General features: G+C 73.0%; 24 protein-coding genes. 7 read left to right on the plus strand and 17 right to left on the minus strand.

Going from position 1 to position 20,232, the window contains the following annotated elements; genetic code table 11:
* The first annotated feature begins 24 nt into the window (after positions 1-24).
* From KV557_RS21205 to KV557_RS21215, 3 genes are all read left to right on the plus strand, one after another.
* Complete coding sequence (locus KV557_RS21205) at positions 25-573, plus strand: RNA 2'-phosphotransferase (protein ID WP_218202708.1); 549 nt, start codon at positions 25-27, stop codon at positions 571-573.
* Between the two features lie 115 nt (positions 574-688).
* Positions 689-1,072, plus strand: coding sequence for a DUF3099 domain-containing protein (locus KV557_RS21210; protein WP_218202551.1), 384 nt, complete (start codon positions 689-691; stop codon positions 1,070-1,072).
* 293 nt (positions 1,073-1,365) lie between these two features.
* Entirely contained in the window at positions 1,366-1,584 is a 219-nt protein-coding gene (locus KV557_RS21215; RefSeq protein ID WP_218202553.1) for a hypothetical protein, read from the plus strand.
* A gap of 25 nt (positions 1,585-1,609) precedes the next feature.
* On the opposite strand, the gene moaA is transcribed toward KV557_RS21215, so the two are convergent.
* From moaA to KV557_RS21235, 4 genes are all read right to left on the minus strand, one after another.
* On the minus strand, positions 1,610-2,599 hold the full coding sequence (gene moaA / locus KV557_RS21220; protein ID WP_218202555.1) for a GTP 3',8-cyclase MoaA: 990 nt from the start codon (positions 2,597-2,599) through the stop codon (positions 1,610-1,612).
* Between the two features lie 80 nt (positions 2,600-2,679).
* Positions 2,680-4,290: a solute symporter family protein gene (locus KV557_RS21225; protein ID WP_218202556.1), complete on the minus strand. Its 1,611-nt coding sequence runs from the start codon at positions 4,288-4,290 to the stop codon at positions 2,680-2,682.
* On the minus strand, positions 4,287-4,643 hold the full coding sequence (locus tag KV557_RS21230; RefSeq protein ID WP_218202558.1) for a DUF485 domain-containing protein: 357 nt from the start codon (positions 4,641-4,643) through the stop codon (positions 4,287-4,289). The genes KV557_RS21225 and KV557_RS21230 overlap by 4 nt, the downstream gene beginning before the upstream one ends.
* A gap of 289 nt (positions 4,644-4,932) precedes the next feature.
* The gene (locus tag KV557_RS21235; protein ID WP_218202560.1) at positions 4,933-5,976 is read right to left on the minus strand and encodes a zinc-dependent alcohol dehydrogenase family protein; all 1,044 of its coding nucleotides are present in this window, start codon (positions 5,974-5,976) and stop codon (positions 4,933-4,935) included.
* Positions 5,977-6,135: 159 nt separating this feature from the next.
* Between KV557_RS21235 and KV557_RS21240 the strand changes: the two genes are divergently transcribed.
* Both KV557_RS21240 and KV557_RS21245 read left to right on the plus strand, forming a co-directional pair.
* Positions 6,136-7,131 (plus strand): DEDDh family exonuclease, encoded by a 996-nt coding sequence (locus KV557_RS21240; RefSeq protein WP_218202562.1) that lies wholly within the window; start codon positions 6,136-6,138, stop codon positions 7,129-7,131.
* A gap of 31 nt (positions 7,132-7,162) precedes the next feature.
* Positions 7,163-7,957, plus strand: a complete 795-nt coding sequence (locus tag KV557_RS21245) for an SURF1 family cytochrome oxidase biogenesis protein (RefSeq protein ID WP_218202564.1) — start codon at positions 7,163-7,165, stop codon at positions 7,955-7,957.
* 43 nt (positions 7,958-8,000) lie between these two features.
* Here KV557_RS21245 and trxA read toward each other — a convergent pair whose 3' ends face one another.
* Positions 8,001-8,333, minus strand: coding sequence for a thioredoxin (gene trxA, locus KV557_RS21250; protein ID WP_256177733.1), 333 nt, complete (start codon positions 8,331-8,333; stop codon positions 8,001-8,003).
* A gap of 3 nt (positions 8,334-8,336) precedes the next feature.
* On the minus strand, positions 8,337-8,762 hold the full coding sequence (locus KV557_RS21255; protein WP_218202566.1) for a MerR family transcriptional regulator: 426 nt from the start codon (positions 8,760-8,762) through the stop codon (positions 8,337-8,339).
* A gap of 142 nt (positions 8,763-8,904) precedes the next feature.
* Between KV557_RS21255 and KV557_RS21260 the strand changes: the two genes are divergently transcribed.
* A complete protein-coding gene (locus tag KV557_RS21260; RefSeq protein WP_218202567.1) occupies positions 8,905-9,675 on the plus strand; it encodes an SDR family oxidoreductase in 771 nt (256 codons plus the stop codon).
* A 10-nt stretch (positions 9,676-9,685) separates the two neighbouring features.
* Here the strand turns inward: KV557_RS21260 and KV557_RS21265 are convergent, their stop codons facing one another.
* The 9 genes from KV557_RS21265 to KV557_RS21305 all read right to left on the minus strand — a co-directional run bounded on the left by KV557_RS21265 (position 9,686) and on the right by KV557_RS21305 (position 16,664).
* The gene (locus KV557_RS21265; protein ID WP_218202569.1) at positions 9,686-10,333 is read right to left on the minus strand and encodes an alkaline shock response membrane anchor protein AmaP; all 648 of its coding nucleotides are present in this window, start codon (positions 10,331-10,333) and stop codon (positions 9,686-9,688) included.
* Entirely contained in the window at positions 10,330-10,941 is a 612-nt protein-coding gene (locus KV557_RS21270) for a DUF6286 domain-containing protein (RefSeq protein WP_218202572.1), read from the minus strand. The genes KV557_RS21265 and KV557_RS21270 overlap by 4 nt, the downstream gene beginning before the upstream one ends.
* Positions 10,938-11,273 carry an Asp23/Gls24 family envelope stress response protein gene (locus KV557_RS21275; RefSeq protein ID WP_218202574.1) on the minus strand — a complete coding sequence of 112 codons (336 nt, stop codon included), beginning with the start codon at positions 11,271-11,273 and terminating at the stop codon, positions 10,938-10,940. Before KV557_RS21275 ends, KV557_RS21270 begins: the two co-directional genes overlap by 4 nt.
* Positions 11,273-11,464 carry a hypothetical protein gene (locus KV557_RS21280; RefSeq protein WP_218202576.1) on the minus strand — a complete coding sequence of 64 codons (192 nt, stop codon included), beginning with the start codon at positions 11,462-11,464 and terminating at the stop codon, positions 11,273-11,275. The genes KV557_RS21275 and KV557_RS21280 overlap by 1 nt, the downstream gene beginning before the upstream one ends.
* 56 nt (positions 11,465-11,520) lie before the next feature.
* On the minus strand, positions 11,521-12,021 hold the full coding sequence (locus KV557_RS21285; RefSeq protein WP_218202712.1) for an Asp23/Gls24 family envelope stress response protein: 501 nt from the start codon (positions 12,019-12,021) through the stop codon (positions 11,521-11,523).
* Between the two features lie 182 nt (positions 12,022-12,203).
* Complete coding sequence (locus tag KV557_RS21290) at positions 12,204-13,010, minus strand: enoyl-CoA hydratase/isomerase family protein (protein WP_218202579.1); 807 nt, start codon at positions 13,008-13,010, stop codon at positions 12,204-12,206.
* 231 nt (positions 13,011-13,241) lie between these two features.
* Positions 13,242-13,475 (minus strand): helix-turn-helix domain-containing protein, encoded by a 234-nt coding sequence (locus tag KV557_RS21295; protein WP_030059940.1) that lies wholly within the window; start codon positions 13,473-13,475, stop codon positions 13,242-13,244.
* Between the two features lie 327 nt (positions 13,476-13,802).
* Positions 13,803-15,401 (minus strand): ribosomal protection-like ABC-F family protein, encoded by a 1,599-nt coding sequence (gene abc-f, locus KV557_RS21300; protein ID WP_218202581.1) that lies wholly within the window; start codon positions 15,399-15,401, stop codon positions 13,803-13,805.
* A gap of 213 nt (positions 15,402-15,614) precedes the next feature.
* A complete protein-coding gene (locus tag KV557_RS21305; protein WP_218202583.1) occupies positions 15,615-16,664 on the minus strand; it encodes a PQQ-like beta-propeller repeat protein in 1,050 nt (349 codons plus the stop codon).
* Between the two features lie 377 nt (positions 16,665-17,041).
* On the opposite strand from KV557_RS21305, the gene KV557_RS21310 reads away from it, so the two are divergent.
* On the plus strand, positions 17,042-18,268 hold the full coding sequence (locus tag KV557_RS21310; RefSeq protein ID WP_256177735.1) for a glycoside hydrolase family 26 protein: 1,227 nt from the start codon (positions 17,042-17,044) through the stop codon (positions 18,266-18,268).
* 8 nt (positions 18,269-18,276) lie between these two features.
* On the opposite strand, the gene KV557_RS21315 is transcribed toward KV557_RS21310, so the two are convergent.
* Together KV557_RS21315 and KV557_RS21320 are read right to left on the minus strand one after the other, a co-directional pair.
* Positions 18,277-19,449 carry a GNAT family N-acetyltransferase gene (locus KV557_RS21315; RefSeq protein WP_218202584.1) on the minus strand — a complete coding sequence of 391 codons (1,173 nt, stop codon included), beginning with the start codon at positions 19,447-19,449 and terminating at the stop codon, positions 18,277-18,279.
* Positions 19,446-20,228: a Wzz/FepE/Etk N-terminal domain-containing protein gene (locus KV557_RS21320; RefSeq protein ID WP_218202585.1), complete on the minus strand. Its 783-nt coding sequence runs from the start codon at positions 20,226-20,228 to the stop codon at positions 19,446-19,448. The genes KV557_RS21315 and KV557_RS21320 overlap by 4 nt, the downstream gene beginning before the upstream one ends.
* Between the last annotated feature and the right edge of the window lie 4 nt (positions 20,229-20,232).

Below are 20,232 nucleotides of genomic sequence, written 5' to 3' on the forward strand. Positions count from 1 at the left end.
CAACGGGGGGATACGAGAGACATGATGGACGAGAAGCGGCTGGTCAAGACGAGCAGGATGCTGTCGCGCATCCTGCGGCACGACCCCGAGCGGGTGGGGATCACCCTCGACGAGTCCGGCTGGGTCCGGACCGACGTGCTCCTCGCCGCGCTCACGGCCAAGGGCAACCGGCTGACCAGGGCCGAGCTGGACCACGTTGTGGCGACCGACAACAAGCGCCGCTTCGGCTACTCCGCGGACGGTCTCTCGATCCGCGCCAACCAGGGCCACACGGTGGCGGTCGACCTCGGTCTGGCCGCCACCGCGCCGCCCCCGGTGCTCTACCACGGCACCGCCGACCGCCACCTGGCGTCGATCTTCCGGGAGGGCCTGCGCCCGATGGCCCGCCAGGACGTCCACCTCTCGGCGGACACCGAGACGGCGGTCCGGGTCGGCGCCCGGCACGGCCGCCCGGTCGTGCTGACCGTCAACGCGGCCGCGATGACGGCGGCCGGGCACGAGTTCCGGATCAGCGAGAACGGCGTCTGGCTCACCGACGCCGTCCCCCCGCAGTACCTCTCCCGGCGCCCGTAGCAACCCGTTCGGCGCGTGTCCGCGCGCCCCGGTCTCGTCCCCGGCCGGGCCGCGGCGTACGGTGAATTGGCCGCGCGGCCAGGCGCGCGGGTGCAGGGGACGAGGGCGGTAGGACATGGGCAAGAGCGCCGACGATCGGCAGGTCTTCCGGATCACGGGGGCGCGCAGCGGCCTCACCGAGGACGTCCGGGGGCGGCAGCGCCGCTATGTGGCCTCGATGCTGCTGCGGACGGTCTGCGTGCTGCTCGCGGTGGTGCTGTGGGACGTGCAGCGCTGGCTGGCGGTCGCCGCGCTGGCGGCCGGCGTGCTGCTGCCCTACTTCGCGGTGCTGATCGCCAACGCCGGCCGGGAGCGGGCGCCGGGTCTGCCGAGCACCTTCGACATCCCGGTCGGCACCCCGCTGATGCTCGGCCCCGGTGGTACGGGTGGGGCGGGTGGGACTGCTGGTACAGGAGAGGCAAAGGCCGCTCCCACCGATTCTTCACAGAGCCCGAGCTGACTGTCCGGTTCATCACGGTCCGCCACAATTTGACCCAGGGAAAGCTCAAAAGAAGCTCAGATTAATCATGCAAGACCTCCCCATCCGAGGGTCTCGGCGTGACATACTGCGTACGCGCTCCGCATCCCCCGTCGGAGCGACGGACCGACGCCGGGCGGCTCCCCCCGTGGCTGCCCGGCGTCGCCATGCCCGGACCCGGACGGCCCGCTGATCCGGACGGCCCCGGGCCGCGCGAAGATCCGCGCGTGCAAGACTGGCGGTGCAGACCACCGCCTATCGCTGAGGACGGCCCGATGGACACCCCGCAGACGCCGATCTGCTCCGCCAAGGGCTGCCGGGCGGACGCCCGCTGGGTGCTGGTGTGGAACAACCCCAAGCTGCACACCCCGGACCGCCGCAAGACCTGGCTCGCCTGCGACGAGCACCGCGAGCACCTGTCCCAGTTCCTGGGCGTGCGCGGCTTCCTCAAGGAGGTCGTCGCCTTCGCCGACTGGACCCCCGAAACGAACTGAAGCGCACTGAGGCGAACCGAGCGGATCAGCCGCCGATCGCCGACATCGGCCGGTCGGGCTGGTGGAACTCCGGGTCGTCGATCCCGGCCCCGGCCTTCTTTCCCCACATCGCCGCCCGCCACAGCGCACCGAGCTCGGCGTCGTCCGCACCCGAACGCAGGGCGGTGCGCAGGTCCGTCTCCCCGGTCGCGAACAGGCAGTTGCGCACCTGCCCGTCGGCGGTCAGCCGGGTCCGGTCGCAGGCCCGGCAGAACGGGCGGGTGACCGAGGCGATCACGCCGACCCGGGCCGGCCCGCCGTCGACCAGCCAGCGCTCGGCCGGCGCCGCACCCCGGCCGGCAGCCGGCTCCGGGGTGAGCGTGAAGCGCGTGGCGAGCCGGTCCAGGATCTCCTCGGCGGTGATCATCGCGGAGCGGTCCCAGCCGTGCTGGGCGTCCAGCGGCATCTGCTCGATGAACCGCAGCTCGTAGCCGTGCTCCAGGCTCCAGGCGAGCAGGCCGGGCGCCTCGTGGTCGTTGACCCCGCGCATCAGCACCGCGTTCAGCTTCACCGGCGCCAGCCCGGCCGCCTCGGCCGCGGCCAGCCCGTCCAGGACGTCCTGGTGGCGGTGGCGGCGGGTGAGGGTGTGGAACACCTCGGGGTCGAGGGTGTCCAGCGAGACGTTGACCCGGTCGAGCCCGGCCTCGCGCAGCGCCGTCGCGGTCCTGGCCAGCCCGATCCCGTTGGTGGTGAGGGACAGCTCGGGGCGCGGTTCGAGCTCGGAGCAGGCGGCGACGATGGCGACCAGCCCGGGGCGCAGCAGCGGCTCACCGCCGGTGAAGCGGACCTCGCGCACGCCCAGGTCGCGCACCGCTATGGTGACCAGCCGCACGATCTCCTCGTCGGTGAGCAGGTCGGGCTTGCCGAGCCACTGCAGCCCCTCCTCCGGCATGCAGTAGGTGCAGCGCAGATTGCACCGGTCCGTGAGGGAGACGCGCAGGTCGACGGCCTGTCGTCCGAAGGTGTCGAGCAGCACGGCGGTCCCTTCACCAGAAATGCGGCCGGCCCGGCCCGCCGTCGCGGCGGGGCCGGGCCAGCATAGTCATCGCCCGATGATCAGTGGGCGCCCAGTCCGGTCAGCGAGCGGACCTCCAGTTCAGCGTACTTCGCCGGGTCGGGGCGTTCCTTGGACAGCAGGGTGCCGATCCACCCGGCCAGGAAGCCGATCGGGATGGAGACCAGGCCGGGGTTCTCCAGCGGGAACCAGTGGAAGTCGGCGTCCGGGAAGAGCGCGGTCTTGGCGCCGGAGACCACCGGCGAGAAGATCACCAGCACCACCGAGCTGATCAGACCGGCGTAGACCGAGCTGACCGCGCCGGCGGTGGTGAAGCGCTTCCAGAACAGCGAGAAGAGCAGGGTCGGCAGGTTGGCCGAGGCGGCCACCGCGAAGGCCAGGGCGACCAGGGCCGCGGTGTTGAGCTTGCCCGCGAAGAGGCTGAGCACGATGGCGACGGCGCCGATCGCGACGGCGGCCCACTTCGCCGAGAGCACCTCCTCCTTCTCGGTGGCCTTGCCGCGCCGGATCACGTTGGCATACAAGTCGTGTGCGAAGGAGGCCGAGGAGGCCAGGGTGAGGCCGGCGACCACGGCGAGGATGGTGGCGAAGGCGACCGCGGAGATCACCGCGAGCAGGATCGCGCCGCCGGTGGAGCCCGCGCCGCCGCCGAGCTGCTCGGCCAGCTGCGGGGCCGCGGTGTTGCCGGCGGCGTTGGCCGCCTTGATCGCCTTCGGGCCGACCAGCGCCGCCGCGCCGAAGCCGAGCGCCAGGGTCATCAGGTAGAAGCCGCCGATGATGCCGATCGCCCAGAGCACCGACTTCCGGGCCGCCTTGGCGGTGGGCACCGTGTAGAAGCGGACCAGGATGTGCGGCAGACCGGCGGTGCCGAACACCAGCGCGATCCCGAGGCTGATGAAGTCGAGCTTGCTGGTGTTGCTCACCCCGTACTTCAGCCCCGGTTCGAGGAAGGCCGCGCCCTTGCCGCTCGCGTCGGCGGCGGCGCCCAGCAGCTCGGAGGGGTTGAAGTGGTACTTGGCCAGCACCAGGACGGTCATCAGCGCGGTGCCGGCGATCAGCAGCACCGCCTTGACGATCTGCACCCAGGTGGTGCCCTTCATGCCCCCTATCACCACGTAGACGACCATGAGCGCGCCGACCGCGACGATGGTCCAGCGCTTGGCGGCGTCCCCGCTGACGCCCAGCAGCAAGGCGACCAGCGTCCCGGCGCCGACCATCTGGGCGAGCAGGTAGAAGATCGACACCACGATGGTGGAGACGCCCGCGGCGGTGCGCACCGGGCGCTGCTTCATCCGGAACGCGAGCACGTCCGCCATGGTGTAGCGGCCGGAGTTGCGCAGCGGCTCCGCGACCAGGAGCAGCGCGACCAGCCAGGCCACCAGGAAGCCGATCGAGTACAGGAAGCCGTCGTACCCGGAGAGGGCGATGGCGCCGGCGATGCCGAGGAAGGACGCGGCGGACATGTAGTCGCCGGAGATGGCCAGGCCGTTCTGGAAGCCGGTGAACCCGCGGCCGCCGGCGTAGAAGTCGGCGGCGCCCTTGGTCTGCCGACCGGCCCAGACGGTGATGCCGAGGGTGGTCAGCACGAAGAACCCGAACAGGGTCATCGTGAGGCCGCGGTGCTCGGTGGCGGAGCTGGCGAGCAGGGTCATTCGGCGGACTCCCGAGGGGCGTGGACGACGGCGCCGTGGGCCTCGCGGATCGCGGCGGCGGGCGGGTCGATCCGCCGGTCCGCGTAGCGGGCGTACCAGGCGGCGATGGCGAAGGTGGTGGCGAACTGCAGCAGCCCGAGCACCAGGGCCACGTTGATGTGCCCGACGACCTTGGTGCCCATCAGTCCGGGCGCGTAGCAGGAGAGCAGGACGTAGAGCAGGTACCAGAGCACGAAGCCGATGGTGACCGGGAAGGCGAAGCTCCGGAACGAGCGCCGGAGGGTCCGGAACTCCGGGCTGTCGTCGATGAGTTGGACATCCGCAGGGGCAGTGGCGATCGGCGGCGATTCCACGCTGTACTCCTCACTCCTTCGGCATAGCGGTCGCACAAGGGGAACGTCGGACGTGAGGGGCGTCACAATCCGTATGCGCGCCGCGCAATGCTAGGAGCGTGGTGCCCACCCCGGAAGGGGTTGACCGGGATCGGCTGGCTGTTCACCCCCTCGCACTATCCAATTGGCCGAAAACCACCACTGGCGTCACATCTGCAGACCCCCATCCCATGCATAAGGGGCGCCACCGCCAAACGGCGACGCCCCTTATGACGAACTATCAGATTCGGATATATCCGATCTGGATCGATCAGAAAGCGATCCGAACCTTCAGGGCCGAACGGTCGTCCATCGCCCGGTACCCGTCCGGGACGCCGTCCAGATCCACGGTCCGGTCGAACACCAGGCCCGGCTCGATGGCACCGGACAGCACGTCCGGCAGCAGCTCGGGAATGTACGCGCGGGCCGGCGCCACGCCGCCGTTCAGCGAAACGTTTCGTCCGAACATCTGGCCGATGTCGACCCCCGCGCTGCCGCCGTGCGGCACCCCGACGTACCCCACCGCGCCGCCGTCCCGGGCGATCGAGACCGCCGTCCGCATCGACTCCTCGGTACCGACCGCCTCCAGCACCGCGTGCGCGCCCTGCCCGCCGGTCAGCTCCTTCACCGCCTCGATCGCGGCGTCCCCGCGCTCGGCCACCACGTCCGTCGCGCCGAAGCGCCGGGCCAGGTCGGTCCGGGCGGTGTGCCGGCCCAGCGCGATGATCCGGCCGGCACCCAGCCGGTGCGCCGCCAGCACGCCGCACAGGCCCACCGCGCCGTCGCCGACCACCGCGACCGTCGCCCCCGGACGCACCCGCGCCGAGACCGCCGCGTGGTGCCCGGTGGCCATCACGTCGGACAGCGCCAGCAGGCCGGGCAGCAGCTTCTCGTCCCCGGCCGCCTCCTTCGGCAGCTTCACCAGCGTCCCGTCCGCGAACGGCACCCGCACCGCCTCGCCCTGGCCGCCGTCCGAGCCCACCTGGCCCCAGAAGCCGCCGTGCGGGCAGGAGGTCTGCAGGCCCTCGCGGCAGAACTCGCAGGTGCCGTCGGACCAGACGAACGGCGCGACGACCAGGTCGCCCTTCGCGAAGCCGCGCACCTCGGCGCCGGCCTCCTCGACCACGCCCAGGAACTCGTGCCCGATCCGCTGCCCGGCCACCCGCTGCGCCACCCCGCGGTACGCCCACAGGTCGCTGCCGCAGATACAGGCGTTCACCACCCGGACCACCACGTCCGTCGGGTGGTGGATCACCGGGTCCGGTACCTCTTCGATCCGGATGTCGTTGGGACCGTGGATCACGGTGGCACGCATGGGATTTCGTCCTTACGGAGACGGCCGCCGGGAGGGTGCCGGCGGCCGGTGGATGTTGTCGACCGGATGTACGACGCCGATGCGGACCACTCTATTCCGGCCGGTCGGCCGGAACATTTCGACCGGGGACGGCCCGGACGGCGCTTATCCTGTTGGACCATGCAACCGATCCAGCCCGAGACGTACGGCGCGCCGCGGACCGCCCCGGTCCCCGCCCAGCGCACCGCCGCCCCCGCCGAGGGCTTCGCGGTGGTCGACGTCGAGACCACCGGCCTCGGCCGCTCGGACCGCGTCATCTCGGCGGGCGTCTACCAGCTGGACCCGGACGGCGAGGTCACCGACCACTGGTACACTCTGGTCAACCCCGAGCGGGACCCCGGCCCGGTCTGGATCCACGGCCTCACCGCCGAGCTGCTCTCCGGCGCCCCGACCTTCCCGCAGATCGCGGACGAGTTCGCCGAGCGCCTCAGCGGCCGGGTCCTGGTCGCCCACAACGCACTCTTCGACTGGAACATGATCTCCCGCGAGTTCTCCCGGGCCGGCCTCCGCGCCCCGGTCGAGCAGCGGATCTGCACCATGGTGCTCTCCCGCGACCTGCGGCTGCCGCTGCCCAACGGCAAGCTCGCCTCGCTCGCCGCCCACTTCGGCGTCCGGCAGCGCCACGCGCACAACGCCCTGGACGACGCCCGGGTGCTCGCCGAGGCGTTCCGCCCCAGCCTGCACCTGGCCCGCCTGGGCGGCGTCCCGCTGCCGCTGCAGACCTGCGTCGCGGTCACCGACCTCGGCGAGGACGAGCCGGCCGGCCCCGGCCGCAGCACCTGGACCGGCGCCAACTACCGCCAGGCCAAGAAGCGCCCGCCCTGCCCGTACCCCAACCCGGGGCGCTGGGAGGACGGCAAGCCGCTCGTCCAGGGCATGCGGGTGGCTTTCACCGGCGACACCGCCACCGACCGCGAACTGCTGGAGGACCGCGCCACCGAGGCCGGCCTGCACATCGCCGGCTCGGTGAGCCGGCTCACCAGCCTGCTCGTCACCAACGAGCCGCACAGCTGGAGCGGCAAGGCGCGCAAGGCCCGCGAGGTCGGCACCCCGGTGGTCGGCGAGGACGCCTTCCTCCAGCTGCTGCGCGAGGTCGCCCCGCACCCCGGTGCGTAAGCCGGTTGTGAGGTCGGCGTACCGTTCCCATGTGTACCGATTTCTGCTGACCCGGCAGTGGCTGATCACCATGCTGATCGCGCTGCTGCTGATCCCCGCGACGATCGAGCTGGGTTTCTGGCAGCTGCACCGCCACGAAACGCGGGTGGCCCGCAACGAGCTGATCGGCAAGGCCCTCACGGCCGCCCCGGTGCCCTTCGACACCCTGTCGCCGACCCCCGGCTTCGCGGTGCCCACGGACCTCACCTGGCACGCCGTGACGGCCACCGGGCAGTACGACCCGGCACACGAGTTCGTGGTCCGCAAGCGGACCGACTCCAACGGCACGATCGGCTACTTCGTCGTCACCCCGATGAAGCTCTCCGACGGCAGGGGCACCGTCCTGGTCAACCGCGGCTGGGTGGCCTCCGGCGACACCGCCACCGTCTACCCGTCGGTCCCGGCCGCCCCCACCGGCGAGGTCACCCTCACCGGCCGGCTGCGCGCCGACGAGACCTCGTCCAGCTGGATCAAGGACCGCGCCGGCCTGCCCGACCGGCAGTTCAACCTGATCAACACCGAGCAGCAGGCCAAGGAGACCGGCGCCACCCTGCTCGGCGGCTACCTGGAGCTCGCCGCCACCAACCCGGCCCCGGCCGACCAGCCCCAGCTGATCCCCGAGCCCAACCACTCCGACATCGGCCCGCACATGGCGTACGCGATCCAGTGGTGGCTGTTCACCACGATGATCCCGGTCGGCGTCTGGATCCTGATCCGCCGCGAGGTCAAGGACCGGGCCAAGGAGGCCGGCGAGGCCGAGGTGCCGCTGGCCGCCGTACCGGCGTAGCGCGCTTCGAGGACGGGCCCTACACACGCCCCGCAGACGGTCCCTACAGGACGTCGTCCAGCTCGCGCAGCAGCCGCGCCTTCGCCCGGGCGCCGACCACCGACCGCACCGGCTCACCACCGCGGAACACCATCAGCGTCGGCATCGAGAGCACCCCGTACGCCGCCTGCGTCGCCGGGTTGCGGTCCACGTCCAGGCTCACCACCGTCAGCCGGTGCGCCTCCTCCCGGGCAATGTCCGCCAGCACCGGCGCCATCATCCGGCACGGCGGGCACCAGTCCGCCGTGAAGTCCACCAGCACCGGCCCCTCGGCCGCCAGCACCTCCGCGGCGAACGTGTCGTCCGTCACCGCCGGCACTCCCGGAATCCCCGCCATCGCCTACTCCTTCGCCCACTCGGTCGCCAACTCGCACTGCGGCGGCTGCGCGGAGGCCCCGGCCGCCAGCTCGTCCCTGGCCCGCACGGCCCGGTCGAACTGCCCGGCCACCTGCGCCCGGACGTCCTGGAGTCGCGCGATGCACTCGTCCAGCTCGGCCAGCTTGCGCCGGTACACCTCCAGCGAGGCCGGGCAGGAATCCCCCTCCGGATGCCCCGCCTGCAGGCACTCCACGAACGGCCGGGTCTCCTCCAGCCCGAACCCGAAGTCCTGGAGCGTCCGGATCTGCCGGAGCAGCCGCAGATCGTCCTCGCCGTACGCCCGGTACCCGTTGCCCGCCCGCCGGGCCGGCAACAGCCCGAGCTGCTCGTAGTACCGCAACGCCCGCGTGGTCGTCCCCGCCCGCTGCGCCAGCTCCCCGATCCGCATGACCGCTCCTCCCGACCCGCCTCCGCGCGCCGCCGAACCCGACGGTAGACCTTGACGCCGACGTCAACGCCAGCGAACGGGCGCTCGCTTCCCCCACCCCACCTGCTACCCCCGCCACCCTCCACCGGGCAGGATGGCCCCCATGGATCTTGGACTGAAGGACAAGGTGTACGTCGTCACCGGTGCCACCCGCGGCCTCGGCTTCGCCGCCGCCCGGGAGCTCGCCGCCGACGGCGCCCGCGTGCTGGTGACCGGCCGGAGCAAGGAGTCCGTGGACGCGGCCGTCACCGAGCTCGCCGCCCTCGGCGGCGCCGGCGCCGCCCACGGCCTGGTCACCGACAACGCCGACCCGTCGACCGCCGAGCGCCTCGTCGCGGAGGCCGTCCAGCATTTCGGCCGGCTCGACGGCGTGCTGATCAGCGTCGGCGGCCCGCAGGCCGGCCCGGTGGAGACCACCCCCGAGGAGGCCTGGCGCAGCGCGTTCGAGTCGGTCTTCCTCGGCGCCCTGCGGATCGCCCGCGCCGCCGCCGGAGCCCTCGGCGAGGGCGGCGTGATCGGCTTCGTGCTCTCCGCCTCGGTCCGCCAGCCGATCCCCGGCCTGGGCATCTCCAACGGCCTGCGCCCCGGCCTGGCGATGGCCGCCAAGTCGCTCGCCGACGAGCTCGGCCCGCGCGGCATCCGGGTGGTCGGCCTGCTCCCGGCCCGCATCGACACCGACCGGGTGCGCGAACTCGACGCCCTCGGCGGCGACCCGGACGGCGCCCGCGCCCGGGCCAACGCCACGATCCCGCTCGGCCGCTACGGCACCCCGGAGGAGTTCGGCAGGGTCGCCGCCTTCCTGCTCTCCCCCGCTGCCTCCTACCTGACCGGTGTGATGATCCCGGTCGACGGCGGTGCCCTCCGCACCCTCTGACCCGCTCCGGTCACTCGACCCTCGGATGCCTCCGCCAACGCCGCGACAGCCAGTGCCGCGGCTCGGTGGGGGCAGCCTGGAGCACCCGGATCCGCAGGTCGGCGGGAAGCTCCGGCAGACCGAGGCTGCTGAGGGCATCGGCCCGCGGCCCGGTCTCGAAGTGCTCCACCAGCCCGGCCGGATCCCCGCCGGGCGTGAGCCGGACGGCACCCCGCAGGCGCGGATGCCCGGGCGCGCGCACCAGGCGTACGCCCGCGCGCTCGACCTCGGGGAGCACGGACGTCCCGGCCTCCAGCGCCTCCTCCAGCGCCCGGGTACGGACGCGCAACCGAAGCCCGCTCGCCCCGGGCGTCGGAACGGCGATGCTCGTCGGACCGCTGCGCCGCAGCTGCGCCACCAGCCACCAGACCATGGCCACGACCACCACCGACAGCCCACCGATCATGGTCGGCCACCACCAGGACTCCCCCACCCACCGCGTGCGCGAACGCGCGCTGACCACCGGCTGATCCGGCGAGGTCAGCGGCCACCACCCGGGCGGATCCACCCCGAGCCGCCCGTACAGGTCGAGCCCGCCGGCCAGCACCAGCACCCCGACGGCCAGCAGCACCGCCCCGACCACCCCGAGCAACGTCCGATTGACGGTCCCCCGCCTCATCCCGCCACCCCTCCCGCCCCACGCGCCGAACGAACGTCCAGCCGCATCGGCCGCGCCAGCGTCACCCGCCCCAGCTCCTCCCGCAGCTGCCGCTGCACCGACGCCGGGTCGGCCGGTCCGATCAATGTGACGCGGACGCGGCGGCGGCCGATCCGGATCCTGAGGTGCTCGATGCCCGTGAGCCCGGCGGCCCGGTCGGCGAGCAGATGGCCGATCCCGGCGCGCTCGATGGTGGCGCCGGTGCCGCCGTGGGGGCGCAGCGACAGCCAGCGGCGCAGGCCGGGCGCGAAAGCCAGCCAGAGCAGCACGCCGCCGAGCAGCGTGGCCACACCCGCCCCGACCAGCACCCACAGGTCGTCGAGGTGCCGGGTGGCCAGCTCGTCGGCGATCTCGGCACGCCACCGACGGGCCGGATGCCCGGTCCGCACGGCGACCACGTCGTACAGCAGCGCCCCCGCGACCAGCAGCACACCCGTCGCCACCAGCGCCGTTTCCGGCGTCCGCGGCGCCTTGGGCCGCGGTACCTTCACGGCTGCCTGCTCCGGCTCGGGCACCTCCCCGGGCACCTCCGAGCCCTCCGGCCCGCCCTCGTCCCCCGGTCCCGTCACGACCGGCCTCCCGTCACCAGGCGCTCGACGACCACCACCACCTCCGATACCCGCGTCCCCGTCAGCCCGTTGACCTGCGTGGTGACGCGGTCGCGGACGGCGCGGGCGAGGGCGGCCAGGTCGGCGGGGAAGGGCAGCTCGACGCCGACCCGGACCCTCACTGTGCTGCCGGGGACGACCACCGACACCGTAGGGGGCGCGCCCTTGACCCTCCGTCCGATCCATACGCCGGCCAGCGCCTCCCGGGCGGCGCGTGCGGCGATGCGGGCGTACACCCGGTCGGCGATCCGGAGCCGGCCGCGGGCAGCGGCGGCGGTGCTGGCGGCCGCCATCAGCGGCGCCGGTCGCGGCCGCGGAGCAGGTCGCTGAGGTCGCCGAGTTCGATGTCGCCTTCGAGCAGGCGCCCGAGCACGTAGCCGACCAGCCCGAGCGCGCCCACCAGCAGAAAGGCCGCGAACCCGCCGAAGTACCCGGCGAAGCCGAGGGCCATGCCCACCACCAGGCCGACGATGGCCAGGTTCATCCGCTACTCCTCTTCCGCTGCCGGGTGCCGCGTGACATCGCTGCGTGAGCTTGGGGCTACTTGAGCTTGGGCCGCTGCCCCGGGGCGAGCACCGGCTCCATTTCCTCCTCGACGTCCGGCTCGTCCGGCAGGTGGACGTCGTTGACCGCGATGTTGACCTCGACGACCTCCAGGCCGGTCATTCGCTCGACCGCGTCGATGATGTTCTCCCGTACCTGGCGGGCGAGTTCGGGGATGACCACGCCGTACTCGACGACGAGGGCGATGTCGATGGCGGTCTGCTTCTCGCCGACCTCGGCCTTGATGCCGCGTCCGATGCTGGACCTGCCGCCGGGCACCCGGTCCCGCATGGCGCCGAAGGTCCGGGCGAGGCCGGAGCCGAGGGCGTGGATGCCGGCGACCTCGCGGGCGGCCATGCCGGCGATCTTCTCGACCACGCCGACGGCCAGCGCCGTACGGCCGCGCTCGCCGCTCGGCTTGGTACCGTCCGAAGCGGACGCGGAGGCGGAGGCGGATGAGGAGGCAGAGGCCGGAGCGTTGGCGGAGTGCTTGTGCATGCTCGCGGGCGTCGGAGTGTCAGGCATGGGGCGGTCTCCCGTCGTACGGCTCCAGCTATATCGCAGATCCCCCCAACTCTGGCATTTCGCCACGTTTCGCGCCCGCCGGGAACGCCGAAGGCCCGACCCCGGAGCACGCGTCCGGGGCCGGGCCTTCGTTCACAGGCCGGAAAGGCGGGAGGTCAGTCGCCGATCCCGGCGAGGTCCCGCAGGCGGCGGGCCTGGGCCGCCCGTTCGGCGGAGCGCTGCTCGTCGAAGGAGCGCCCGGAGGCGACCTGGAGCAGGGCCTTGGTCTCGATGGCGGCGTTGCGCGGCGCGGCGAGCAGGGCGGCGGCGAGGTCGCGGGCGGCGGCGTCGAGTTCCGCGCCGGGGACGGCCAGGTTGGCCAGGCCTGTGGCGACGGCCTCCTCGGCACCGACCCAGCGGCCGGTCACGCAGATCTCCAGCGCCCGGGCGTAGCCGACGAGTTCGGTGAGCGGCTTGGTGCCGGCCAGGTCGGGGACGAGGCCGAGCGACGTCTCCTTCATGGCGAACTGGACGTCGTCGGCGACGACGCGCAGGTCGCAACCGAGCGCGAGCTGGAAGCCGGCGCCGACGGCGTGGCCCTGAACGGCGGCGATGGAGATCAGGTCGGGCCGACGCCACCAGGTGAAGGCCTCCTGGTAGGAGGCGATGGTGTCGTCGAGGTCCTTGTCCCCGGCCGCTGCGAGCTGGAGGAAGCTGGGCTCGCCGGGAATGCCCTCGGGGGTGAACATGGCCCGATCCAACCCGGCGGAGAAGGAGACGCCCTCCGCCCGGAGCAGCACGACGCGGACGGTGCCGGGCAGTTCACGGCCGACGGCGGCGAGGGCGCGCCACATCGCGGGCGACTGGGCGTTGCGCCGCTTGGGCTGACACAGGGTGACGACGGCGAGTTCGCCGTCGATCTCCAGGCGGACGCCGTCCTGCTCCTTGCTCGGGGTCTGCGGGTCGGTGGCGGGGGCGGTCATGCGGGACCTCCGGTGGCGAGGGGCTTGGCTACCGGAGAGTAACAAACCCGGGCGCGCAGCGGCAGACCACCGGCCCGGAAAGATCGGCCGAAGATGGGAGGGTGACGATCCGGACATGACGATCGGCGGCCGGTCCACTCGGCCCGAGGGCGGACGATCAGCTGACGGTCAACTGTCGCCTCCCCGGCCGGCGCCCTGCCGCCGCGTCATCCAGCTCGAGCTGACGGACCGTCAGGAACCGGCCCCGGCAGTCGCCTTGTTCTTGCCCCGCGTGGCACCACCGCGGCCCCGGAGGATCACTCCGGACTCGCTCAGCATCCGGTGCACGAAGCCGTACGAGCGACCGGTCTCCTCCGCGAGAGCGCGAATGCTCGCCCCGGAGTCGTACTTCTTCTTGAGATCGGCCGCGAGCTTCTCACGCGCGGCACCGGTCACCCGGCTGCCCTTTTTCAGAGTCTCGGCCACCCGTGCCTCCTCGTAGCGTTGCTCGGTCAGATTCCCATGATCACCCATCGACCGCGTCCTGGCCACCCATTCGACAAGGTCGATGTCGGAAATGCGCCGTCCTACGGTGGTGATCCGAGCGCACCAGGGCGCTCACGCAGAGTGCACGCCCCCGGGGTGATTGCGCCGTCTGCGGAGAAAGGGCTGATCAGCAGCGTCGGCCCGACCACGATCGAGTGGCGGGCCGACGGAAGCTCCTTAAACGGAATCCGGGATTGCTTCATTCCCGGACACGCCGTATGGACTAGATTTTCTGGTCCGAAAAGTGGATGCGGCGTCTACTTCCGGTCAGGCGAGAGAAACCAGATCGGCGTAGGCCGGGCTCCACAGGTCCTCCACGCCGTCCGGCAGCAGGATGATCCGCTCCGGCTGGAGCGCGTCGACCGCGCCCTCGTCGTGGGTGACCAGCACGACTGCGCCGCTGAACTCGCGCAGCGCGCCCAGGATCTCCTCGCGACTGGCCGGGTCGAGGTTGTTGGTGGGCTCGTCGAGCAGCAGCACGTTGGCGCTGGAGACCACAAGGGTGGCCAGCGCGAGCCGGGTCTTCTCACCGCCGGAGAGCACCCCGGCCGGCTTCTCGACGTCGTCGCCGGAGAACAGGAACGAGCCCAGGATCTTGCGGATCTGCACCAGGTCGGTGTCCGGCGCGGCCGAGCGCATGTTCTCCAGCACCGAGCGGTCCGGGTCCAGCGTCTCGTGCTCCTGGGCGTAGTAGCCGATCTTCAGGCCGTGGCCCGGGATGACCTCGCCGGTGTCCGGGCGCTCCACCCCGGCCAGCATCCGCAGCAGGGTGGTCTTGCCGGCGCCGTTGAGGCCGAGGATGACGACCCGGGAGCCGCGGTCGATCGCCAGGTCCACGCCGGTGAAGATCTCCAGCGAGCCGTAGGACTTGGACAGGTCGGCGGCGGTCAGCGGGGTCTTGCCGCAGGGGGCGGGCTCGGGGAAGCGGAGCTTGGCGACCTTGTCGCTCTGGCGCACCTGGTCAAGGCCGGAGAGCAGCTTCTCGGCGCGGCGGGCCATGTTCTGCGCGGCGACCGTCTTGGTCGCCTTGGCGCGCATCTTGTCGGCCTGCGCGTTGAGGGTCGCGGCCTTCTTCTCGGCGTTGGCCCGCTCGCGCTTGCGGCGCTTCTCGTCGTCCTCGCGCTGCTGCTGGTACTGCTTCCAGCCCATGTTGTAGACGTCGATGGCGGAGCGGTTGGCGTCCAGGTAGAAGACCTTGTTGACGACCGTCTCGACCAGGTCGACGTCGTGCGAGATGACGATGAAGCCGCCCTTGTAGGTCTTCAGGAAGTCCCGCAGCCAGGCGATCGAGTCGGCGTCCAGGTGGTTGGTGGGCTCGTCGAGCAGCAGCACGTCGGAGTCCGAGAACAGGATCCGGGCAAGCTCGACGCGGCGGCGCTGACCACCGGAGAGGGTGTGCAGCGGCTGGTCGAGGATGCGGTCCGGCAGGCCCAGCGCGGCGGCGATGGTGGCGGCCTCGGCCTCCGCGGCGTAGCCGCCCTTGGTGAGGAACTCGGTCTCCAGCCGGGCGTACTTCTTCATCGCCTGGTCCCGGGTGGCGCCCTTGCCGTTCGCCATCCGCTCCTCGTTCTCGCGCATCTTCTTCAGCACGGTGTCGAGGCCGCGCGCGGAGAGGATACGGTCCTTGGCGAGGACGTCGAGGTCGCCGGTGCGCGGGTCCTGCGGGAGGTAGCCGACCTCGCCCGAGCGGGTCACCGTGCCGGCGGCGGGCAGGCCATCGCCGGCCAGCACCTTGGTGAGGGTGGTCTTGCCGGCGCCGTTGCGCCCGACCAGGCCGATCCGGTCGCCGGCGGCGACCTTGAAGCTCGCGGACTCGATCAGGATCCGGGCACCGGCGCGCAGCTCTAGGGCATTGGCGGAAATCATGGCGGGGAACTACTCCTGGGACGTGGGCGGGCGGCCGAACGGGGCCCGGGGCCGGGCAGCGGGAAGGGGCGTCGTCGGTGGTCGGCACAGCGCACGGGGCGGTGCCGCGCGCCCGCTATTGCCCGGAGAAGTCAGCCATGACGGCAAGTCTACCGGGCCGCGCGGGAACGCCCGGGGCTACCACCCGGGGGTACCGGGCGGCCCGGCGTCGCGTTACGGCTGCGGCTGGTCGGTGGCCGGGGCGGACGCCTGGTCGGTGGCCGGGGCCGACGGCTGGACGGACGGCTGCGCCGAGGGCTGGTCGGTGGCCGGGGTCGGCGTGGTCGGCGTCGCGTCCGCCGTCGGAGCCGCCGCCGGGTCCGTGCAGGCACCCTGCGGGTGCACGGCGGCGAACGGCGCGGACGGGCTGCCGCAGGCGACCTCGGGGGCCGCGGCCTTGGTGTCGAAGACCTTCGGCGGGACGATCGGGCCGTCCGAGATCAGCACCCGGCTGCCGTCCAGCGCCTTGATCTGCACGGCCGGACCGGCGTTCAGCGCCCAGCCGGTGCTGTCGAGCCGGTAGCCGGTGATGCCGCCGGAGACCGGCTGCCCGTTGCTGCCCAGGCAGCTGCGCGGGACCAGCACCGCGTAGTCGGTGCCCACCGTGCGCATCGGGTCGTAGACGCAGTTGCCCGGCGGCCTGGAGTTGTAGCGCAGGTCGCCGTCCAGGTCGCGCAGGCCCGTGGTCAGGTTGGGGGTGACCACGGCCACCCACGGGGAGTCCTTCTGGACGGTGTGCAGCGCCGCCGCGGCCCGCTCCTGGGCGAGCTGCTTGCGCTGCTCGTCGGTCCGCTTGTCGGCGCCCGGCTCGCCGTCACCGCGCAGCCAGTCCGCCAGGCCGGGCACCGCCCGGTGCCAGCGCACCTCGTGGTCGCCCGGGCGCACGGAGGTGACCAGGCCGTCGTCCCAGAGCACGATGGCGTTCTCCCCGGCCATCGCCAGGTACAGCGCGGTGGCGCCCTCGCGGCGGTAGGACCAGGCCTGCTCGCCGGTCTGCCGGTGGTACGCCTCCAGGCCGGGGCCGACCTTCAGTTCCAGGTCGGCCGCGCTCAGCGACTGGGAGTTGACCGGTGTGGCCTCCGCGTCGCCCGGCCCCGCCACCCGGTCGCCGAACGGCACCGGCTTGTTCGCGTGTGCCGCCGCCCCGGCCGCAAGAACCAGCATCACCGCCAGGGCAGGCAGGATCGAGCGGGGGGTCAGTACACGCAGAGGCTTCCAGGACACGTGCGGAGGGTACCTTTCGCCGGGCACGCGAGTCAGCCGGGAATCGTCACCCGTACGTACTACGGACCGGACGCCCGCACGCTCTCGCCCCGCGCGCGCACCCGCCCGCCGACCTGCGCCGTCGAGGCCGCCCGGGTCCGGCGCCGGTCCGCACGGCTCGCCGAGGTCGGGCGCCGGGGCCGCTCCGGACTGTTACAGAGGTGATACACGGCGGGCGGCCCGGCCGGTTTTACGGCAGACGGCGTTCGAATATCGCCCACTTTAGGGTGACATTCGGCTTTTCCGCTGCCCGCCGGGCCTACTGTCGGCGAGCGGGGCGCCACGGTCCGTCCACGCTCACCCCGAATCCCCCCGCCCAGCGACGCCCGGGAGAGACCATGCGAATCGGCCGCCTGACGCTGGCCGCCGCCGCCCTGCTGCTGATGGCCACCGCCAGCGTCCCGGCCGGGACGCCGCTCAGCCAGACCGACCGGCACTCCCTCTCCTCGGACGCCCTCTCGCCGCGCGGCGCCGCGCCCCGCCCGGTCGTCCAACGCCCCAGGCACGAGCCGCCGTTCGGCGCCTTCGTCGGGTCCTGGGACAACTACATCCCGCAGATCGGCCGGTACGCGCAGTGGCTCGGCAACGCCAACCTCCAGGTCGGCCACACCTATCTGGCCGGCAACAGCTGGGCGGACGTCGAGGGTGAGCCGGTGGTGCTCGGCATGTGGTCGCAGTGGCGGCTGGCCGACCCGTCCCGGATGCTCACCCTCGGGGTGCCGATGCTGGTGCCCAACGAGGCGAATCTGCCGGACGGCCAGGTCGCCAAGCTGCTCGCCCAGGGCACGCGCGGCGACTTCGACCGGCACTTCCTCAAGCTCGCACACCGGCTGGTCGCGCTCGGCGGCGCGGACACCGTGCTCACCCTCGGCTGGGAGATGAACGGCGTCACCTACACCCACCGCTGCAAGCCCGACCCGACCGCATGGAAGGCGTACTGGCGGCGGATCGTCAAGGTGATGCGCTCGGTGCCCGGGCAGCGCTTCCGCTTCGACTTCACCCCGAACCGGGGCCTCGACGCCATCCCGTGGACCAAGTGCTACCCCGGCGACGACGTGGTCGACATCATCGGCATGGACAGCTACGACCAGCCGGCCGGGGGCACCTTCGACGACTACGTGCGCGAGCCGTACGGGCTCCAGGACCAGGTGGAGTTCGCCGCCAGGCGCGGCAAGCAGGTCTCGTACCCGGAGTGGGGGCTGTTCCGGAACGGGGACAACCCGGAGTACGTGCAGCGGATGGTCGAGTGGATGCGCACCCACGACACCGCCTACCAGACCGTCACCGACTACTGCCCGCACGGGTTCTTCCAGTGCGACCGCAACCCGCGCTCCAGCGCCCGGTTCAAGCAGCTGATGTCCGGCTCGAAGGGGGTGCCGACGGTGGTCCCGACGACGCCCCCGGTCCCGTCCCCGCCGGCCGTTCCGGTCGCCCCGACGGCTCCGGCAGTGCCGACCCCGCCGAGCGTGCCGGTGAACCCCGCGCCCAGCCCGTCGGCGTCGGCCTCGGTCTCTCCGTCGGCTTCGGCTTCTGCGTCGCCGACGGCCACGCCCGCGCGGCGGTAGCGCCGGGTTCAGCTGCGGCGGCGGGCCAGCAGCGCCTCCTTGAGCCGCGGGAAGCGGCTCCGCAGGAGGTGCACCGCCGTCTGTCGGCCGCGCACCCCGGCGGCCCGGGCGGTGGCCGCCGGGGCCGGCCCGGCGGGACCGAACAGCAGCCGCTGGTTGGGCAGTTGGTACGGACGCCAGCGCTGCTTGTACGGCTCCTGGCCGCGCAGCAGGCTGAGCACCGGGATCCCGGCACCGACCGTCTCGTCCAGCGCCGCGCCGAACAGCAGCCCGGCGATGTCCAGCCGCTCCCGCAGCGTCGGGTGCGCGCCGTACAGGTACAGACCGCCGAAGGACGGGCAGAGCAGCAGCAGGTTCGCCGCCACCAGCTCGCCGTCCAGCCGGAACTGGTGGACGGCGGCCCGGCCGGAGGCGACCAGCCCGGTGGTGGACTCGGCCAGGTGCCGGGCGAAGCGCTCGGAGCGGTGCTCCGGCGTCACGCCGCGCTCCTGCCACTGCTGGAAGTGCAGCCGCAGCAGGCTCTCCAGCGCCGCCGGCACCTCCGCCACCGGCGTCGAGCGGACCTCGACCCCAGCCTCGGCGATCTTGCGCAGCTTCACCCGGCTGCGCTGCGCGGTCTTGCCGGGCACCCGCTTGAGCAGCTGCTCCATCGGGACGGCCGGCAGGTACTGGCAGAGCGAGTCGGCGAACCGGCGGCGTCGGCCGTGCCAGTGCTCGAACACCCGCTGCACGGCCGCCTCGGGGCGGACCTCGCGCAGGTCCAGGGTGTGCCACGGGCGGGTGAGCGGAAGGGCGGCGGCGAACTCGGCGGCGGCCCGGTCGGCACAGTCGTCGTCGAGCAGGACGTCGGTGAAGTCGACCAGCCCGTCGCCGAGGCCGGTCAGGCCGCCGAGCGGACCGCCGCGCCGCCGGAAGGCGCCCGCGCCGACCAGCAGGCCGTCCCGGCGGACCAGCACCACCCGCAGGCCGCCCGGGGTGCCGTAGTGGCGCCACCAGGAGCGCTGCCAGTCCGCGGCCTGGAAGAAGGTGGCGGTCCGGCAGCGGGCGACCAGGGCGTCCCACTCCTCGGCAAGGGTGTCGAGGGCGTCGTCCTCGCGGCGCAGCTCGGTGGTCCAACGCGCGCCGGACGACGGGTCGGTGGCCTGGGCCGGCAGGCCGGCCGGCCGCGCCTCGGTACTCATCGCCCGCTCCCGGCGGCGGCCTTCGCCTTGGCGGGGGGCTCCTCCTCGGCCTTGGCGGCCTTGGTGGCCTTCGCGCCCGGCTTGGGCTTCGCGTCCGGGCCGGCCTCGGCGGCGGGCCCGGCCTCGGCGGCGGGCTGCTCCTCGGTCCGCGGGCGCGGGGTCCTCGGGGCGGCGGGGGCCTCCGGGGTGGCCGGCGTCTCGGCGGCCTCGGGCGCATCGGCCTCACTGCGGCGGCGGGTCATCATCACCAGCGCCCCCAGCAGCAGCCCGGCCGCGCCACCGACCGCGACGTCCAGCTGGGCGGACGGCGTGGTCGGCTTGTCCGGCTCGGCGGCCGGGGCCAGCGTGACCAGCCGGACGTTGGTGTCCTTGCTGCTGGTGTTGGCGAAGGCGACCAGCGAACGGGCCACCGCGTCGGCGGTCTGGGAGGCCTCCTGGGGGCGCGTGCCGGTGCCGGTGATCTCGATCATCGGCGCGTCCGGCGAGGTCGTCCCGCTCACCAGGGTCTCCAGCTCGGCGCGGGTGTGGCCGGTCTCGGCGGCGGCCACCGCGAGCACCTGCGGCTGCCCGGCCAGCCGCCCGTACGCCTGGGCGAAGTTGGTCGCGGTGGCGGCCTCCCCCGGGCTCTGCGGCACCACGAGGACGTAGGCGCTGGCGGAGTACGAAGGGGACGAGACGACGGCGTACCCGGCGCCGGCCGCGGCGCCCAGCGGCACCGCGAGCGCCACCGGCCACCATCGGCGGACCAGGCGGCGGGCGCTTCGGCGCGGTGTGGTCATGGGT

Origin of the sequence: Kitasatospora aureofaciens (assembly GCF_019192735.1) — a bacterium.
Classification (GTDB): Bacteria; Actinomycetota; Actinomycetes; order Streptomycetales; family Streptomycetaceae; genus Kitasatospora; species Kitasatospora aureofaciens_A.

Coding starts and splice junctions, on each gene's coding strand:
- KV557_RS21290 (WP_218202579.1), bottom strand. CDS start 13,010: ATGACCGCCCCCGCCACCGACCCGCAGACCCCGAGCAAGGAGCAGGAC.
- KV557_RS21285 (WP_218202712.1), bottom strand. CDS start 12,021: ATGCACAAGCACTCCGCCAACGCTCCGGCCTCTGCCTCCTCATCCGCC.
- KV557_RS21240 (WP_218202562.1), top strand. CDS start 6,136: ATGCAACCGATCCAGCCCGAGACGTACGGCGCGCCGCGGACCGCCCCG.
- KV557_RS21265 (WP_218202569.1), bottom strand. CDS start 10,333: ATGAGGCGGGGGACCGTCAATCGGACGTTGCTCGGGGTGGTCGGGGCG.
- KV557_RS21225 (WP_218202556.1), bottom strand. CDS start 4,290: ATGACCCTGCTCGCCAGCTCCGCCACCGAGCACCGCGGCCTCACGATG.
- KV557_RS21315 (WP_218202584.1), bottom strand. CDS start 19,449: ATGAGTACCGAGGCGCGGCCGGCCGGCCTGCCGGCCCAGGCCACCGAC.
- trxA (WP_256177733.1), bottom strand. CDS start 8,333: ATGGCGGGGATTCCGGGAGTGCCGGCGGTGACGGACGACACGTTCGCC.
- KV557_RS21210 (WP_218202551.1), top strand. CDS start 689: ATGGGCAAGAGCGCCGACGATCGGCAGGTCTTCCGGATCACGGGGGCG.
- abc-f (WP_218202581.1), bottom strand. CDS start 15,401: ATGATTTCCGCCAATGCCCTAGAGCTGCGCGCCGGTGCCCGGATCCTG.
- KV557_RS21215 (WP_218202553.1), top strand. CDS start 1,366: ATGGACACCCCGCAGACGCCGATCTGCTCCGCCAAGGGCTGCCGGGCG.
- KV557_RS21275 (WP_218202574.1), bottom strand. CDS start 11,273: ATGGCGGCCGCCAGCACCGCCGCCGCTGCCCGCGGCCGGCTCCGGATC.
- KV557_RS21310 (WP_256177735.1), top strand. CDS start 17,042: ATGCGAATCGGCCGCCTGACGCTGGCCGCCGCCGCCCTGCTGCTGATG.
- KV557_RS21255 (WP_218202566.1), bottom strand. CDS start 8,762: ATGCGGATCGGGGAGCTGGCGCAGCGGGCGGGGACGACCACGCGGGCG.
- KV557_RS21235 (WP_218202560.1), bottom strand. CDS start 5,976: ATGCGTGCCACCGTGATCCACGGTCCCAACGACATCCGGATCGAAGAG.
- KV557_RS21280 (WP_218202576.1), bottom strand. CDS start 11,464: ATGAACCTGGCCATCGTCGGCCTGGTGGTGGGCATGGCCCTCGGCTTC.
- KV557_RS21205 (WP_218202708.1), top strand. CDS start 25: ATGGACGAGAAGCGGCTGGTCAAGACGAGCAGGATGCTGTCGCGCATC.
- KV557_RS21260 (WP_218202567.1), top strand. CDS start 8,905: ATGGATCTTGGACTGAAGGACAAGGTGTACGTCGTCACCGGTGCCACC.
- KV557_RS21320 (WP_218202585.1), bottom strand. CDS start 20,228: ATGACCACACCGCGCCGAAGCGCCCGCCGCCTGGTCCGCCGATGGTGG.